Origin of the sequence: Streptomyces sp. NBC_00104 (assembly GCF_045160825.1) — a bacterium.
Lineage (GTDB): Bacteria > Actinomycetota > Actinomycetes > Streptomycetales > Streptomycetaceae > Streptomyces.
In genome coordinates, this window is the sequence record NZ_CP108215.1 from 2,127,791 (window position 1) to 2,144,541 (window position 16,751).

Sequence of the window (16,751 nt, forward strand, 5' to 3'; positions counted from 1 at the left end):
TTCGCCATGCCCCAGCCATCCGCACTGGTCACCGCCGCGGAGATCTCCCGCATCGCGGGCGTCACCCGCGCCACGGTCAGCAACTGGCGCCGTCGGCACGACGACTTTCCCGCCCCCTCCGGAGGCACGGACAGCAGCCCCCTCTACGACCTGGAGGCCGTGCGCTCCTGGCTGGCCGGACGCGGTCACACCTCGTCGGCGAGCCCCTCGGAGGAGCTGCGCACGACGCTTCGGCTGCACGCGCCGGCCAGCGACAGCGCCACTTCGGACCTGCTGCTCCTCGTTCTCGCGGCCGGCCGTCGCTCACCGGACGAACTGACCGCGTTCACCGAACTCCCCGACGCCGACGTCGTCGAGGGCGCGGACAGCGCCGTGGCCGGTCTGGCCGATACCGTGCCGGGCGCGGACGCCGTCCGTTTCCGTGCGGGTGATGCCGCCGTGCTGCGCGCGCTGCTCCTGTGCGTACGGGACGAGGGCGGCGAGGCGGCGCTCGGGGTGCTCGCGGAGCGGGAACTGGAGGACAGTGCCACCGGCGGCACCTACCGGACACCCGCCCCGCTCGCGGACCTCGCGGCCCGCCTGCTCCCCGGCTCCCCGGCCCGTGTCCTCGACCCCGCATGCGGCAGCGGCTCCCTCCTCACCGCCGCCGCCCGCCGCAAGGCGACCGAGCTGTACGGCCAGGACAGCCTCCCCGTGCAGGCACGCCGCAGCGCGGTCACCCTCATGCTCACGGCACCGGACGCGGGAGTGACCGTGCGCACCGGTGACAGCCTCCGCGCGGACGCCTTCCCCGGCCTCCTCGCCGACGCGGTCCTGTGCAACCCGCCCTACGGCGACCGCGACTGGGGCCACGACGAGCTGGCGTACGACCCCCGGTGGGCGTACGGCGTGCCGGCCCGTGGCGAGTCGGAGCTGGCCTGGGTCCAGCACGCGCTCGCCCATCTCGAACCCGGCGGCCACGCGGTCCTGATCCTCCCGCCCGCCGTGGCGGGGCGCGCCTCGGGCCGCCGCGTACGCAGGGAGCTCGTGCGGAGCGGCGCCCTGCGCGCGGTGGTGGCGCTGCCTGCCGGGGCGGCTCCCCCGCTACACGTCGGCCTGCAGATCTGGGTGCTCCAGCGACCCGAGCCGGGCGGGCCGGAGCGCAAGTCGGTCCTCTTCGTGGACACGGCGACGACGGGCGGGTCCGGTCGTGGTTCCGGCTCATCCGGCTCAGGTGCCGCGGCCGGTGCGACTGCCGGGTCAGTGCCCGGTTCCGGGGCCGGGTCCAGCCGTAAATCGGTGCCGTCGGCGCGTACGAGGAGTGGTGGGCGGGCTGCCGCGCTGGACTGGGACGCGGTCACGAAGGAGACCCTGGCCGTGTGGGAGGCGTTCGTCCGTGACCCGGACGGCTTCACCGACGAGCCGGGCCTGGCACGCGCGGTCCCCGTGGTCGACCTGCTGGACGACGTGTCCGACCTGACTCCGGCCCGCCAGGTCCGTATCACGCGTCAGGACGTGGCCCCGGACGCCCTGGCCGCGGAGCTGGCCGCCGCGAGGTCCGAACTCCTGCGTTCCACAAGGTCGTTCACCCGCGCCGCCCGCGACACCGACTTCGTCTCCGAGGGCGCCTCCAACGCGGAGTGGCGTACGGCGACGGCGTCGGACCTGGCGCGGGGCGGCGCGCTGACGCTGCTGCGTACGACGCCGGAGGCCGCGCAGGAACCGGACGGCGCCGACGCCGAGTCGCTCCCGGTCCTGACCGCCTCGGACATCCGGCAGGGTACGGCCCCGACGGGCGACCCGGCCGAGCTGCGAGGCGGTTCCGCGCCGGTCGTAGCCGAGGGAGATGTCCTCGTACGGGCGATCGCTGGCGGCGAGGGCGCCATGGCCCGGGTCGCCGACGAGCGGGACGCCGGGGCGCTGCTCGGCCCCGGCATCCACCTCCTGCGCCCCGACCCGAAGCGCCTGGACGCATGGTGCCTGGCCGGCTTCCTGGGCTCGGAGGACAACATCGCGGGCGCGTCGACGGGCAGCACGATCCTCCAGGTCAGCCCGGGGCGTCTGCGCGTGCCGCTGCTGCCGCTCGCCGTGCAGCAGCAGTACGGGAGGGCGTTCCGCCGGGTGCACGAGCTACGGGCGGAGGCCCTGCGCGCGGCGCTGCTGGCGGAGGACACGGCACGACTGCTGGCGGGGGGCCTGACGGGTGGGCAGTTCATCCCGTTCGGTGAGACCGCCGGCGATCCCGGTGACAGTTTCCAACAACGATCTCGACAGCGATCCCAAGGGTGACGATTCGCCCGCATAGGCAGTTCGCTCTTCACACACGGACCACACTGGTCGGGTCGGCGGAACAGCCACCAAGGACAGTCGCGAAGGACTGCGGCCAGGACCGGGCCGAGGACAGTACGGAAGGAACTCGGGGAGTCTCTTGAACAGCAGCAAGCACACGGAGTTGGCGAACCACGCGTGGTCGGTCGCCGATCTCCTGCGCGGTGACTACAAGCAGTCGGACTACGGCAAGGTGATCCTGCCGTTCACGGTGCTGCGGCGGCTGGAGTGCGTACTGGAGCCCACGCGGGAGAAGGTCACGGCGGTGGCCGAGCAGTACAGGGACACCGAGATCGACCCGGACGACTGGCTGCGCCGCGCCTCGGGCAACTCGTTCTACAACAAGTCGAACCTGACCCTGAAGAAGATCGCGGCGGACCCGCAGAACGCGGCGAAGAACCTCATGGTGTACGTGGGGGCGTTCTCGGAGAACGCGCGGGGAGTACTGGACCGCTTCGAGTTCGCGCAGCAGATCAAGCGGCTGGACAGTGCCGGGCTTCTGTACCTGGTCATCGGCAAGTTCACCGACCTGGACCTGCGCCCCGCGACCGTGCCCAACCACAACATGGGCTACATCTTCGAGGAACTGATCCGCCGCTTCGCGGAGCAGTCGAACGAGACGGCCGGTGAGCACTTCACGCCCCGCGAGGTCATCAAGCTGATGGTGAACCTCCTGATCGCCCCGGACGGCGACGCGCTCACCGTCCCGGGCACGGTCCGCAAGGTCATGGACCCCGCGTGCGGTACGGGCGGCATGCTCTCAGCGGCCGAGGACCACATCCTGTCGCTCAACCCGGACGCCGCCGTGGAGGTGTACGGGCAGGAACTGAACCCCGAGTCATGGGCGATCTGCCGGTCCGACCTCATGATCAAGGGCCAGGACCCGGAGAACATCGCCTTCGGCAACTCCTTCTCCGACGACGGCCACGCCCGCCAGAAGTTCGACTACCTGCTCGCCAACCCGCCGTTCGGCGTGGAGTGGAAGAAGGTGAAGGAGGACGTCGAGTACGAGCACAGGTCGCTGGGCGAGGCGGGCCGCTTCGGCGCGGGCCTGCCGCGCATCAACGACGGCTCGCTCCTCTTCCTCCAGCACATGATCTCGAAGATGAAGCCGGTGGACGTGAACGGCGGGGGCGGCTCCCGCATCGCGATCGTCTTCAACGGCTCGCCCCTGTTCACGGGCGCGGCGGGCTCGGGTGAGTCGGAGATCCGGCGGTGGATCCTGGAGAACGACTGGCTGGAGGCCATCGTCGCGCTCCCGGACCAGCTCTTCTACAACACGGGTATCTCCACGTACTTCTGGATCCTCACCAACCGCAAGGACGCGGAGCACAAGGGCAAGGTCGTACTCCTGGACGCGCGCGATCAGTGGCAGAAGATGCGCAAGTCGCTGGGCGACAAGCGCAAGCAACTGGGCAAGGAGCACATCGCGACGGTGACACGGCTGTACGGCGAGGCGATCACCGTGGCCGGGGACCCGGAACACCCGCTGCACGGCAAGGTGAAGGTCTTCTCCAACTCGGACTTCGGGTACCAGCGGATCACTGTCGAGCGGCCGTTGAAGCTGCGGTTCGAGGTGACGGAGGAGACGTTGGCGGCTCTGGCCACGTCGAAGCCGGTGCAAAAGCTGGAGCAGAGCGAGGAGTTCGTGACGGCGGCGCGTACGCTGCTGGGCTCGTCGTGGGGGAAGGAGTCCGACGCGCTCGTGGCGTTGAAGGACGCGGTGGTGGCTGCTGGGTTGCTCTGGCCGGCGGGGGCGCCGTTCGCGAAGGCGGTACGGGGGTCGATCGGCGTACGGGATCCGGAGGGCGACGTGCAGCGCGTCAAGGGTGCACCGGAGCCGGATTCTGAGCTTCGGGACTACGAGAACGTGCCGCTGGGCGAGGACGTCGAGGAGTACTTGAAGCGGGAGGTGCACCCGCATGTGCCGGATGCGTGGATCGACCGCAGCAAGACGAAGGTGGGATACGAAATCCCATTTACGCGGCACTTTTATGTGTACACGCCACCACGGCCACTCACGGAGATCGACGCCGAACTAAAGGCCCTTGAGACCGAAATCCAGGCTCTACTCGGGGAAGTGGCCCGGTGAACACCTCAGTCTTCGACCCGCGCTCCCTCAGGCTCCCCGACACCTATGAATTGGTGCGCCTCGGCTACGTCGCCCACTTGCAGAACGGGCTGACCGTCGACGCAAAACGCGACGTCACAGGCGACGTCGTCACACGACCCTACTTGCGCGTCGCCAATGTTCAAGCAGGAAGCCTCAGCCTCGAATCGGTCACGGAGATCACCGTGCCCCGAAGCGTGGCCCGTCGCAGCACGCTTCGCCCAGGCGACGTCCTGATGACGGAAGGTGGGGACCTGGACAAGCTGGGCCGTGGGACGGTCTGGCAGGGTGAACTTGAAGGCTGCCTGCACCAGAACCACATCTTCGTAATTCGCCCCGATCCGCAGCGCCTCAACGGCCGGTATCTCGCCTACTTGACTCAGTCTCTGTACGGACGCTGCTACTTCGAGAGCACAGGAACGAGAACCACAAACCTGGCTTCCACCAATAGCAACAAGATCCAAAGTTTCCCTCTACCGCTCCCACCCCTGGAAGAACAGCGCCGCATCATCGAATACCTCGACGCCGAGACCATCCGAATTGACCATCTCGTCTCCCTTTTCACGAAACAACGAGATTTGGTAAATGAACGTGAAAGAGCGGCCCTACCTTTGATTGTGGGCGGCGCCCTCCTGGGTGGCGGACAGATGCAGTCAGGCGTGCCCTGGTTCCCCAAAGTTCACCCTGAGGCACTTCTCGTACCGCTCGTTCGTGTACTCCAACTTCAGAGGGGCGTTGACCTCACAGAATCTGAGCGCCGCTCAGGCGGAATCCCCGTGTTCACCACTGCGGGCCACGCTGGCTGGCACGACAAGGCCATTGCAAGCGGACCCGGGGTTATTATTGGACGATATGGATCCGTGGGTAACGTGCACTGGACCGAACAGCCCTACTGGCCGCACAACACGACTCTATATGTCAAGAACTTCGATGGAAATAATGAGCGGTATTGCTACCACCTTCTCCGTGCGCTCCCATATGAAATGGAGCAGGCAAGAGCGGCGGTTCCGGGCGTGAACAGGAACGACTTGCATAAGCAGCTTGTTCCGCTTCTTCCTCGTCCACTTCAACTATCAGCGTCGAAGCAAGCGGACGAGCAGATGTCTTGGCTCAAAGCCACGCACACTCGAATTGAGCGTGCGAAGGCGTTGCTGACTGAACGCCGCCAAGCCCTCATCACCGCCGCCGTAACCGGCCAGTTCGACGTCTCCACTGCCTCCGGCCGAGGCGTTGACGTGGCATGACGTCCACTCACAACGGAGCTCCGCCGTTCATCACGCGCGTGCAGATCGAGAACTACCGTTCCATTGCGGCCTGCCACGTACAGCTCAGCCCGCTCACCGTCCTCGTCGGGCCGAACGCGGCCGGGAAGTCGAACTTCCTCGACGCGATCCGGTTCGTCCGGGACGCCCTCCATTCCTCGCCCGGACAGGCGCTGGAGTCACGTGGCGGTCTTCAGGAGGTCCTCCACAAAGGTCCATCGGGGCAGGAGACCGACCTCTTCCGGATCCGTCTGGACACACATGTCCCCGAACCGGGAGCGGAGCAGCACGGCCTCGATTTCACCTACGTTCTCGAAGTGGGAGCCAGCCCGGCCGGCGGAAGCGCCCCCGTGCTTCGCCGCGAGGAGGTCAAACTCTCGGGACTCGGGCGAGGAGATCAGTTCATCCCGGAGATGGCGCAGGGCCGCGGAGTCGCATGGCGGGACGACATCCTCCTGCCCAGATCCGCCCAGACGGACGCCGATGTGGAAGCTCTGTACCTGCGCCTGCGTGACATGCGCTTCCACGAACTCCTCACCCCGGTTCTTCGTGCCGTCGACGACACGCCGAGCAGCACCGGCGGTGGGATGTTCGGAGAACGCGGCGAGCATCTGGCACGCGTACTCTCCGCATTGGCCCAACAACATTCCTGGGTCAAGGAAACCATCGACGGCTACCTCAGTGGCATGGTGGACAACGCCTCCGGAGTGGACGGAGTGGAGGTGCCCGAGGGGGATCTGGCGTTCGTTGTCGGCCGTTTCCTCGACGCAGACGCACAGGTGGTGAAGGTCGACCGCCGGTCGCTCTCGGAAGGCACGCTCCGCCTCGCCGGCGTCCTCGCCGCGCTCTTCCAGCCCAGGGCGCTGACCGGCGAGATTCCCTTCATCGGGATCGAGGAGCCTGAGATCTCCCTGCATCCTCCGATGGTGGGTGCCCTGTACGACGCTCTGGTGGCTGCCGCACGCAACACGCAGGTGATGGTGACCACTCAGAGCGCCGACCTGCTGGACAACGCAGCCGTGGACCAGGGGCACCTGCTGGTCGTGCGCGATGACGGGAGCGGTACAGCGATCGGTCCGATCGACGAGGGCGGCCGACGGCTGCTCGACGACGGTGTGCTGACCCTGCCCGATCTGCTGCGCAGTGGTGAGATGCGTCCGGCGAAGACCGCCGCCGGAGAGAACACACGGGCGGGAATGCGGTGAGCGCTCCCTACCCTGTGATCGCGTCGATCGTCGAGGGGCACGGCGAGGAGAGAGCTCTACAGGGACTCCTGCACCGGCTCGTCCCGTATCTCCTCCCCGATGCGTACGCCGACATCCAACGCCCTCACCGTCTCCCCCGCGATCGGATGCTGAAGCGCGATCCGCTCGCGCAAGCCCTCACCGTCGTCATGGCACGTACACCCCGTCCCACCGGCGTTCTCGTGCTGTTGGACGCCGACGACGGCTGCGCCGTCGAGTTGGCTGAACAGTTACGCACCCACGCGCAGGCAACCCATGCCCATGTTCCTCTCGTCGCGGTCGCGGCAGTCCGGGAGTTCGAAGCCTGGTTCCTGGCCGGGGCGGCCGGACTCGCGGGGCTTGCCGGGCTGCCCGACGACCTCGTTCCGCCACCCACCCCCGAGGCGATCCGCGGCGCCAAGGAATGGTTGTCCAAGCGGATGCCGCCCGGATCCACGTACCAGGAGACCGCGCACCAGCCGTCCTTCGCCCAGCGGTTCGATCTCAGTGCAGCCAGCGCCGGCGCGCCCTCGTTCGACAAGTTCTGCCGCGACGTTCTGTTCCTCCTCACCGGAAAGCGAGACGCTTCGCAATGAGCCCCGTGCACGACGAGTCCGCCTTCGGGTCCGCGATCGTCTCCGCGATGACCGGACACGGCTGGCGTGAGGCGAGCCCCGTCGACTACACCGCCGATCTCGGCCTGGACACCAACGAGCTGTACACCTTCCTCGGCGAGACCCAGCCCGACGAATGGCACGAGCTCCGGACCGTCTACGGCGACGCCAACGAGGCCCAGCGCGGCTTCGCCCAACGCCTCGACCGGGCCATCGCCGACGACGGGCTCCTCCACGTCCTCCGCAACGGCGTCAAGGACCGTGGGGTCCTGCTCCGCGTCGCCTACTTCAAGCCCAACCTGATCTCCGACGACTCGGTCCTCGACGGCTACCGCGCCAACCGCCTCACCGTCGTCCGCGAACTCCGCTACGCCACCAAGCAGGCCGACTGGGGCCACGAACTCGACCTCACCCTCTTCCTCAACGGCATACCGGTCGCCACGGCCGAGTTGAAGAACCCGCTCACGGGCCAGGGCGTCGAGCACGCCAAGGAGCAGTACCGGACCGACCGCGACCCGACCGAGTTGATCTTCACTCGCCGGGTCGTCGCGAACTTCGCCGTGGACCCGGACCTGGTCTTCGTCGCGACCCAGCTGCGCGGCAAGAGCACTCAGTTCCTGCCCTTCAACACCGGCTCGAACGGCCCCGGCCGCCCCGGCGGAGCCGGGAACCCGGCGCCCACCACCCACGGCACGTACGCCACCTCGTACCTCTGGGAACAGGTCTGGCAGCGCGACAACTGGCTCGACCTCCTCCAGCGCTTCGCGCACCAGCAGAAGCACAAGACGCCCGGCGGCGGCACCACCAAGTCGACGATCTTCCCCCGCTACCACCAGTGGGACGTGGTCAAGAAGCTCACCGCCCACGCGGCCACCCACGGCGTCGGCCAGAACTACCTCGTCATGGCCTCCGCCGGCTCCGGCAAGTCGAACACCATCGGCTGGCTGGCCCACCGCCTCAGCGACCTCCACGCGGACGCGGACCCCCGAACCCTCGACCCCGAAGCTCTCGCCAACAACCGCCTCACCCCCGGCGAACCCGTCTTCGACAAGGTCATCGTCATCACCGACCGCCGCAACCTGGACGCCCAACTCCGCGAAACGGTCGGCAGCTTCTCGCAGACGGACGGCCTCGTCGTGAAGATCGACGAGAAGCACGGAGCCAAGAGCGAACAGCTCGCCCGCGCCCTCTCACGCGACACCGGCAAGATCGTCACGGTCACCCTGCACTCGTTCCCGGCCCTCCTCGACTACATCAAGCGCAACCCCACAGACATCAAGGGCACCCGCTTCGCCATAGTCGTCGACGAGGCGCACTCCTCCCAGTCCGGCGACGCCGCCACCGCCGTGAAGTCCGCCCTGCGGGACCTCGGCCTGGACTCCGACTCCGAGGACGCGGGCACGACCACCGTCACCGTGAACGACAAGCTCAAGGCGAAAGCCGTCGAGCGCTCCCAGGCCGCCAATCTCTCCTACTTCGCCTTCACGGCCACCCCCAAGGCGAAGACCCTCGAACTCTTCGGCACCGAGGACAGCGGTATCGCCGAGAACGGCAAGGCGGTCTACCGCCCCTTCCACACGTACTCCATGCGCCAGGCCATCGAGGAAGGCTTCATCCTCGACCCGCTGCGCCACTACGTCACGTACGACACCTACTGGAAGCTGGTGAACCAGAACCCGGACGAGAAGGAGGTCGACCCCTCCAAAGCCAACAGCCTGCTCGCCCGGTTCGCGCTCACCCACGAGCACACCGTCTCCCAGCACGCCATGGTCATCGTGGAGCACTTCGTGACCCACACCCGCGGCCGGCTCGGCGGACGCGCCAAGGCCATGGTCGTCACGGCCTCACGCCACTCCGCCGTGCAGATGGCCCGCGCGATCAAGAGCTACATCAAGGACCGCGACTACGACACCAGGTACCCCGACCTGGGCGTCCTCGTCGCCTTCTCCGGTTCCCTCACCATCGACGACGAGGAGACCACCGAGGTCAAGGAGAACGGCGGGCTCTCGGAGAGCGCGCTGCCCAAGGCGTTCGCGTACACCCGCGCCGACGACAAGGCCGTCAAGGCGGGCGGCAAGGGGCAGCAGGAGTACAAGATCCTGGTCGTCGCCGAGAAGTACCAGACCGGCTTCGACCAGCCGCTTCTCACGACGATGTACGTCAACAAAACCCTGACCGGCATCGCCGCCGTCCAGACCCTCTCCCGCCTCAACCGCACCGCCGAACGCAAGTCCCAGGCCGACCTCGCCGTCCTGGACTTCGTCAACGACGCGGAGGACATCAAGGACGCCTTCCGCCCGTACTTCGAGGAGGCGGAGACCCTCCCCTCCGACCCCAACCTCCTCTACACCGCCCAGAGCCGCGTCATGTCCGCGCCGATCATCTCCGAGCAGGACATGGACGATTTCGCCTCCGCGTACTTCGCGGCGAAGGAGAAGGCGGGCGGCTCCCAGGCCAAGTGGGAGAAGCTGCACGCCGAGCTGTACCGGCTCCTCTCCCCCGCCGTCATCCGCTTCACCGCGCTGCTGGAGAGCGAGGAGGAGGACGACGTCGAGACGACCGAGGACTTCCGCGCCAACCTCAACGACTACGTCCGCAAGTACGGTTTCCTCGCCCAGATCGTGCCGTATCGCGACGCCGACCTCGAACGGCTCCACCTCTACGGCCGCTACCTCCTCAACCGCCTCCCCCGCCGCGCCGACGGCGGCGTCGACATAGGCGAGGTCGACCTCAGTCACCTGCGGGTCGCGAAGACCGGCGAACACGACGTCTCCCTCAGTCCCGAGGGCCCGGCCGAACTGAAGGGCTTCGGCGACGGCGTGGGCGGCGCCAAGGAGGCCGAGAAGTCACTCCTGTCGGAGCTGATCGACAAGTTCAACGCGAAGTTCGGCACGGACTTCACCGAGGAGGACGTCCTCCCGGCGTTCAACGCGGCCAAGAACGACCCCAAGGTCCGCGCCGCCGCCGTCGTCAACGACGAGGACAACTTCGGCGTCGTCTTCGACAAGGCCTTCAACGGCTACATGATGGATCACGTCTCGACGATCGACACGCTCGGCAAGCGCTACTTCGGCGCGGACCGTAGCTTCAAGTCCAACCTGGACCGGAGCGCTCGGCGCGCGGCGTGGCGGATGATCCGCAACGAAGAGGGTTTGGACGACCTGTAGTTGCGGACGCGGCAGAGGGCCCGGCCTTACGGCAGGGCCCTCCTGTTCATGTGCTCAGCGGCCTGCTGCCAAGGTCACCAGCCCAGCCCACGCCTCAGGCCCAACCGCCAGTACGGGCCCAGTGAGCTGCTTCGAGTCTCGTATCAGTACAGCCCTGGGAGTTGTGGCGACCTCGACGCATTCGCCGCCTCCACCCGTGCTGTAGCTGCTCTTGAACCAAGCGGCCTCCGGCACGGCCGCCTGGCTGCGGTGAGCGTTCATGCCTCTCCCATCAGTTGAACGATGAATGCCGACGACTCACTCGGTGTCAGCGCCTGTGATCGGAGGATGCCATAGCGGGCTTCGAGCTCACGAACCCTCGGCGCATCGGTGTACAGGCGGCTGTCGTCCTGTACCTCGGCGTACGCGATTCGACGGCCCTTGTCCGCGTCGATCAACGTGAAGGGGCCGCCGAGTGCAGCATTGTCCTCGCGCTCCGTTGGCATCACTTGCACCTCCACGTTCCTCATCTGCCCGATCAACAGAATCTGTTCCAGCGTCCCGCGCAGCGCCTTCCGGCCGCCGATCGGTCTGCGCAGCACAGCCTCCTCGATGACGAAGCTCACCAGTGGGGCAGGGCGCCGGTTGAAGATCTCCTGCCGCGCCATGCGAGCTTCCAGGCGCTGCTCGATAACCTCGTCGGGCAGCAAAGGCCGCTGCATCTGGAACACGGCTCGTGCGTAGTCCTCCGTCTGCAACAGACCCGGGACAGCAAATACGGCGTACACGTTCAGTGCTGTGGCTCTCGCCTCCAGACGGGCCGCATCTCGAAAGTAAGCCGGATACTGCGCCCGCGCCAACTCCTCCTTCAGCGCGACCAACACACCCCCGGCCCCCAGCACCTCATCCGCCCGGTCCACAAACCTCGGCTGCGGAATCCGCCTCCCCTGCTCGATCGACGCGACCGAGTCCGCCGCGTACCCCACCTGCTTCCCGAAGGCCGCCCGGTCCAGCCCCGCCCGGACCCTCAGCAGCTTCAACTGCCGTCCGAACGCGGCCACGACCCCCGTCCCCGGCTCGTCCTCCGGCCGCTGCCCGACCCCGTCGGCCCGGTCCACCCCGTCGACATCATCGTCCCTCATGGGTCACCGCCTCCACCCGTACCGCACGTACACGCACAGCACCCCCGCGTACAACCAGCCCGCGACGGCGCGTCACCACTAGTAACGCTACGCCACCACGGGCCACGGTGGAGACATGACCAGCAACCCCACGATCACCACCCCCACCGCACCCCCCACCACCCAACTCACGAACCCCACCCACCACTTCGCCATGCGCTTCACCTCGACCCGGCGCGGTGCCCGCCTCGCCCGTCGCCTGTGTGGGGTGCGGCTCGACGCCTGGGGCATCCCGTACGACTGCGACGCGCACGACGCGCTCACGCTCATCGCCGCCGAACTCTGCGCCAACGCCGTGCGGCACGGGACCGTGCCCGGACGGGACTTCCACCTACGGCTCACCGCTCGTGACAGGGTCGTACGCCTGGAAGTGACCGACACACGCGGCGAACGCATCCCGGTCCTGGCCCCGCACGGCACGCCCGCCGACCGGACCGACGGACGGGGCCTGCTCCTCGTCGCCGAACTCGCGGACCTCTGGGGCTGGTTCCCCCGCGCGGACGGCCCGGGAAAGACGGTGTGGGCCCAGCTGGCCGTCCCGGCCAGTAGCCCATAGAGGGTTCAGGGCTTGTCGAGGAAGTCCAGGACCTTGCTGTTGAGTGAGGCGGCCCGGGTGAACGGGACGCCGTGGTGCGACAGGCCGGGGAGTACCGCGGTTTCGACATGGGGCAGGTGCAACCGCGCCGCCGCCTCGACGCGCCGAACGTCGTGCGCCCTGCTGTCCCCGGCAAGCAGGACCAGCGTCGGGGTCGTCGAGCTCCCCAGTTGCCGGGACGTCGGGCGTTTGCCCACGACGACCTTCGTGCGCGGGAATTCGGCGGCGAGGCCGTACAGCTCCAGCCATGCGGGGTCGACTTCCGCGCCGTGGGTTTCCCAGGCAAGGAACGCGCGGGCCCGTCGGCTGGTGGCCCGGATGAGCAGCGGAAGGGCGCGCAGCAGGTACTCGGCCCTGTATCCGGCGAAGCACTGGGTGGGATCGAGGAGAGCGAGCTTGCGGACCCGCTGCGGCGTGCGCAGCGCATAGGTGAGGGCGATCCATCCGCCATAGGAGTGCCCGCACAGGTCGACGCGGCTCGGGCCCGAGCCGTCGAGTCCGCCGTCCAGCACGCCGTCCAGCCAGTCAAGAAGGTCGTCGACGGACCGGACGGGTCGGCCCCCGCGCAGGCTGCGGCCTGCCTCGCCGATCCGGTCGACGGCGTAGACGCGCCGGGTGCGGCTCAGGTCGGCCACGTTGGCGAACCACACTGCCGAGGTGGCGCCGCCACCGTGCAGCAGCACCAGCGGCTCCCCGTCCACGGGGCCGCACGCGATGACCCGGGTGGTGCCGTACACCGACGCCAGGTCCATCCGGTCGACAGGCACGGGCCAGTGGTCCAGGACGGCGTCGTACGCCGCCAGAAAGCGAGTCGGGTCTTCTGCCATGGGGTGCCCTCGGAGAAGTAGGTCGCTGCGCAAGTATCTCGTCGAACGAGATATTATGCGCACTGGATCGATCATGGAAGGGCGGAAACGGCATGGATGAAGGAGAGCCTGGACTGCGGGTTGTGCATCGGCTACGCGCCATCACCGTCGAACTCGACCTGCTCGGAGCCGAGTTCGCGCAACGCAACAGCCTGCACCCGACCGACCTGCGCGCCCTGATCTGCCTGTTGGACGCCGCTCGGGCACAGACGCCCGCGACGCCCGGCTGGCTCGGGCGGCAGCTCGGCCTGAACTCCGCGGGCACCACGGCCCTTGTCGACCGGCTGGAGAAGCTCGGCCACGTGCGGCGCACACGAGACAGCCGCGACCGTCGTCGCGTGCTGCTTGAGGTCGATGAACGGGCAGTCACCCTCGGACAGTCGTTCTTCGGACCGCTGATCGCGGAGGTCATCGCCGCGACGCGAACCTTCTCCGACACGGACCTGGCAACAATCCAGCGCTTTCTCCTGAACGTGCACGAGGCCGTCGCCGCACAGCGGGCCCCTTAGGCCCCGACGCGCCCCGCTGGACGGAAGATCCCCACAGCCGGAAGACTGGTCCCCGACCAGTCGGACCGGCGCCGACCCACCGCACGCCGGCGACAACACTCGACGGGGGCAGGGGCAAGGGTGTCGCAGAAACCGGTCGCGGGGCGCTACGAACTGCTGGAGGAGCTCAGCCACGGCGGTATGGGCGACGTGTGGCGCGGTTACGACGCCGTGCTGGACCGTCCGGTCGCCGTGAAGGTGATCCGGGGGCAGGCCGCCACGTCCCCGCAGCTCGCCGAGGAGCTGGCGAAGCGGTTCCGGCGCGAGGCGCGGATCACGGCACGTATCCAGCACCCGGGCGTGCCGCAGGTGTACGACGCGGTGCTGGACGACTCCGGCGCCGACTCCGACACCGCCTCCTACGAGCGGCTGTTCCTGGTGATGGAACTGGTCGACGGCGTCCCCCTGACCGGCTACATCCACCCCGACCGGCCCCTGCCCGTCAGCTGGGCGGTGGCCGTCGCCGCGCAGGTGGCCACGGTGCTGTCGTACGCGCACGACGTGCCCGTCATCCACCGCGACCTGAAACCGAGCAACATCCTCGTCGCGCACGACGGGACGGTGAAGGTGCTCGACTTCGGCATCGCGGCGATCCTGCGGACCGACGTCACCAAGCTGACCGCGACCGGCAGCCCCATCGGCACGTACCAGTACATGTCACCGGAGCAGGTGCGTGGCGGCCAGGTCACACCCAAGGCCGATCTGTACGCGCTGGGGTGCGTGCTGCACGAGTTGCTGAGCGGGCGGCTGCTGTTCAGCGCGGACAGCGAGTACCTGGTGATGTACCAGCACGTCAACGGCGCGCCGACACCGCTTCGGCGGTTACGTGCCGAGGTGCCGGTCGAGCTGGAGGAACTCGTACTGCATCTGCTGCGCAAGGCACCCGAGGCACGCCCCGCCGACGTACAGGAGGTGTACGAGCGGCTTCGTCCTTTCCTGCCGACCGTCGGGGAGGACGCCGCGCCGCACGAGGCGGGACCTGCGGGGGCGCCCGACCCGACCGGGGTGTTCCGCCGCCCGTACGCGCCCCGTCGGCGCGGTGGGGCGGTCGGGCAGCCCGGCCCCGTGGCCCCCGAGGCACCGGCCGTACCCGTACCCGCGCCGCTGCCGGAGACCCTGCGCGCTCAGATCCGTGACGTGCGGGAGCACTACGACGCCTTGATGGAGGAGGAGCGGTTCGCGCAGGCGGCCGAGGTGGTGGGCGAGGTCGTCGAGCCCGCCGCGCGGGCCCTGGGCGCGGAGAACAAGGTGGTCCTGGCACTGCGTATGCGGCGGGCGGGCGCCCGGCTGCTCGGTGGTGACTTCCGGGCCGCGCTGCCGGAGTTCGAGGCGCTGGCGGAGACCTACGGGCGGATCAACGGCCCGACGAGCAAGCTCGCCCTGGACTGCCGTGCCCAGGCCGCCCGTTGCCGCGCCGAACTCGGCCAGGGTACGGAGGCACTGGCGGCGCTGCGGGGCGTTCTCGACGTCGTACGGAGCGTCGACAGCGACGTCAGCGAGGAGGCCGTGTTCCTGCGCAGGGACATCGGCATGCTGCTGCTCGCGCAGGGGCAGGCCGAGGAGGCCCGACTGCTGCTCGACCCCCTCCACGCCGACCTGTGTCTGGTCTACGGGCCCGAGGACGAACTGACCGTGGAGGTCGCGGAGGCGCTCGCCCTCATCCGGCTCGGACTGGACGACACCGGCACCTGAGAAACACTTGCCCGACTGGCCTCACCACTGAAGGGGGCGAAGGAAAGACAGATCCGCACCATCCGGATCGGCCAGGTGTGCGCGGTGTCGTGAGGCGGTGGTCACCACATCGACGAGACGGCCGAGGGCGTCCGCCAGTGGGTCCACTCCCTGCCCCGCCGACCCACCCGGCTCGGTCATGTAGACGTCCCGGCGGATCTCGATCATCAGGGCGGTCACCCTCGGGTCGTGCCCGTAGTACTTCAGCGGGACGTACGCGCCGCCGAACGGGCTGTTGACGCCGATGCCACCGAACCCGGCGAACGCGGCCTCGGCGGCGGCCAGCAGGTCGGCCGACGTGTGGAAGCGGTCGCTGCCCAGACAGACGGGCGGGCGAGGTCCCTCACCGTGGAGTTCGTAGGGGAGGGGCTCGGTCGGGTACGAGTGGACGTCGATGACGACCGCCCGGCCGACCGTCTCCAACAGGTGCGTCACGGCATGGGTCATGGCGGCGGCATAGGGGTGGAAGTAGCGGTCGACGAGCGACTGTCCGCCGAGCGGCCGGCCGTCGTCCCCGGCCGGGCGGAGCACCTCCCCGTGCGTGGTCCTCGTGTAGACGGCGCCCATACCCACGGCCAGCATCTCCTCACGCTCGTCCGGGAACCGCTCGGGGTCGATGACGAGCCGGGACAGCTGGTTCACGAACCTCCAGGGCCGCACGGCCGACCGCCCGGCGGCCCGCTCGGCGATCCGGTCCGTGTACGCGTCGGTGATGTGGTCCAACTCCCGCTCCAACGCGACGTCGTCGAGGACGATCGCGTCCCGTACGGCCGCCGGGATCACCCGGGAACTGTGCGGCACGTGCAGAAGCACGGGTGACTCGGGCGCGCCCGGAAGGAGCCGGTAGGAGGGCGACGCGTCGTTCATCCGGAGATCCTCACTGTGGGGGGAGGGGGCGGGGCAGGAGGCTTTGGCCTCGCGGCACGTGGGCACGGGGGCACGGGGGCACGGGGGCGGCGGGGTCGGCGGGGGCACGTGGGCGCGGGGGCTGTCGGGCCATCGGCCTGCGGGTTGTCCGGGGCCGCTCGGCGGAGGGGCGACGGGACGCCCGACGGCGTCCGGAATCCCTCGTGCCGTCCCCTACGCCCAACGGCTCGCCCCCGAAAAAGTCGTGAGGATTTGGGCGCGCCCCGGACACGGTCGCGTGACACGTGCGACACAGGCCTCC

The 16,751-nt window shown here is 68.6% G+C and carries 13 protein-coding genes; 9 read left to right on the forward strand and 4 right to left on the reverse strand.

Annotated elements, in window-relative coordinates; all coding sequences use genetic code 11:
* The first annotated feature begins 6 nt into the window (after positions 1-6).
* The 6 genes from OG272_RS09265 (at position 7) to OG272_RS09290 (ending at position 10,683) form a co-directional block, all read left to right on the forward strand.
* Positions 7-2,268, forward strand: a complete 2,262-nt coding sequence (locus OG272_RS09265) for an N-6 DNA methylase (RefSeq protein ID WP_327730519.1) — start codon at positions 7-9, stop codon at positions 2,266-2,268.
* 139 nt (positions 2,269-2,407) lie between these two features.
* A complete protein-coding gene (locus tag OG272_RS09270; protein WP_327730518.1) occupies positions 2,408-4,399 on the forward strand; it encodes a class I SAM-dependent DNA methyltransferase in 1,992 nt (663 codons plus the stop codon).
* The gene (locus tag OG272_RS09275; RefSeq protein WP_327730517.1) at positions 4,396-5,661 is read left to right on the forward strand and encodes a restriction endonuclease subunit S; all 1,266 of its coding nucleotides are present in this window, start codon (positions 4,396-4,398) and stop codon (positions 5,659-5,661) included. Before OG272_RS09270 ends, OG272_RS09275 begins: the two co-directional genes overlap by 4 nt.
* Positions 5,658-6,884 carry an AAA family ATPase gene (locus tag OG272_RS09280; protein WP_327730516.1) on the forward strand — a complete coding sequence of 409 codons (1,227 nt, stop codon included), beginning with the start codon at positions 5,658-5,660 and terminating at the stop codon, positions 6,882-6,884. Before OG272_RS09275 ends, OG272_RS09280 begins: the two co-directional genes overlap by 4 nt.
* On the forward strand, positions 6,881-7,498 hold the full coding sequence (locus OG272_RS09285; RefSeq protein ID WP_327730515.1) for a DUF4276 family protein: 618 nt from the start codon (positions 6,881-6,883) through the stop codon (positions 7,496-7,498). The genes OG272_RS09280 and OG272_RS09285 overlap by 4 nt, the downstream gene beginning before the upstream one ends.
* Entirely contained in the window at positions 7,495-10,683 is a 3,189-nt protein-coding gene (locus tag OG272_RS09290; RefSeq protein WP_327730514.1) for a UvrB domain 3-containing protein, read from the forward strand. Before OG272_RS09285 ends, OG272_RS09290 begins: the two co-directional genes overlap by 4 nt.
* Before the next feature lie 54 nt (positions 10,684-10,737).
* Here OG272_RS09290 and OG272_RS09295 read toward each other — a convergent pair whose 3' ends face one another.
* Positions 10,738-10,944, reverse strand: a complete 207-nt coding sequence (locus tag OG272_RS09295; RefSeq protein WP_327730513.1) for a DUF397 domain-containing protein — start codon at positions 10,942-10,944, stop codon at positions 10,738-10,740.
* On the reverse strand, positions 10,941-11,804 hold the full coding sequence (locus tag OG272_RS09300; protein WP_327730511.1) for a helix-turn-helix transcriptional regulator: 864 nt from the start codon (positions 11,802-11,804) through the stop codon (positions 10,941-10,943). Before OG272_RS09300 ends, OG272_RS09295 begins: the two co-directional genes overlap by 4 nt.
* A gap of 115 nt (positions 11,805-11,919) precedes the next feature.
* Here OG272_RS09300 and OG272_RS09305 point away from each other — a divergent pair, with 115 nt between their 5' ends.
* A complete protein-coding gene (locus OG272_RS09305) occupies positions 11,920-12,399 on the forward strand; it encodes an ATP-binding protein (protein ID WP_327730510.1) in 480 nt (159 codons plus the stop codon).
* Positions 12,400-12,404: 5 nt separating this feature from the next.
* Here the strand turns inward: OG272_RS09305 and OG272_RS09310 are convergent, their stop codons facing one another.
* On the reverse strand, positions 12,405-13,265 hold the full coding sequence (locus tag OG272_RS09310; RefSeq protein ID WP_405893047.1) for an alpha/beta fold hydrolase: 861 nt from the start codon (positions 13,263-13,265) through the stop codon (positions 12,405-12,407).
* Positions 13,266-13,357: 92 nt separating this feature from the next.
* Between OG272_RS09310 and OG272_RS09315 the strand changes: the two genes are divergently transcribed.
* Together OG272_RS09315 and OG272_RS09320 are read left to right on the forward strand one after the other, a co-directional pair.
* Positions 13,358-13,813 carry a MarR family transcriptional regulator gene (locus tag OG272_RS09315; protein ID WP_405893049.1) on the forward strand — a complete coding sequence of 152 codons (456 nt, stop codon included), beginning with the start codon at positions 13,358-13,360 and terminating at the stop codon, positions 13,811-13,813.
* Positions 13,814-13,993: 180 nt separating this feature from the next.
* Positions 13,994-15,544 carry a protein kinase domain-containing protein gene (locus OG272_RS09320; RefSeq protein WP_405896002.1) on the forward strand — a complete coding sequence of 517 codons (1,551 nt, stop codon included), beginning with the start codon at positions 13,994-13,996 and terminating at the stop codon, positions 15,542-15,544.
* A 21-nt stretch (positions 15,545-15,565) separates the two neighbouring features.
* On the opposite strand, the gene OG272_RS09325 is transcribed toward OG272_RS09320, so the two are convergent.
* Entirely contained in the window at positions 15,566-16,450 is an 885-nt protein-coding gene (locus OG272_RS09325) for an N-formylglutamate amidohydrolase (RefSeq protein ID WP_405893050.1), read from the reverse strand.
* Positions 16,451-16,751 lie beyond the last annotated feature (301 nt).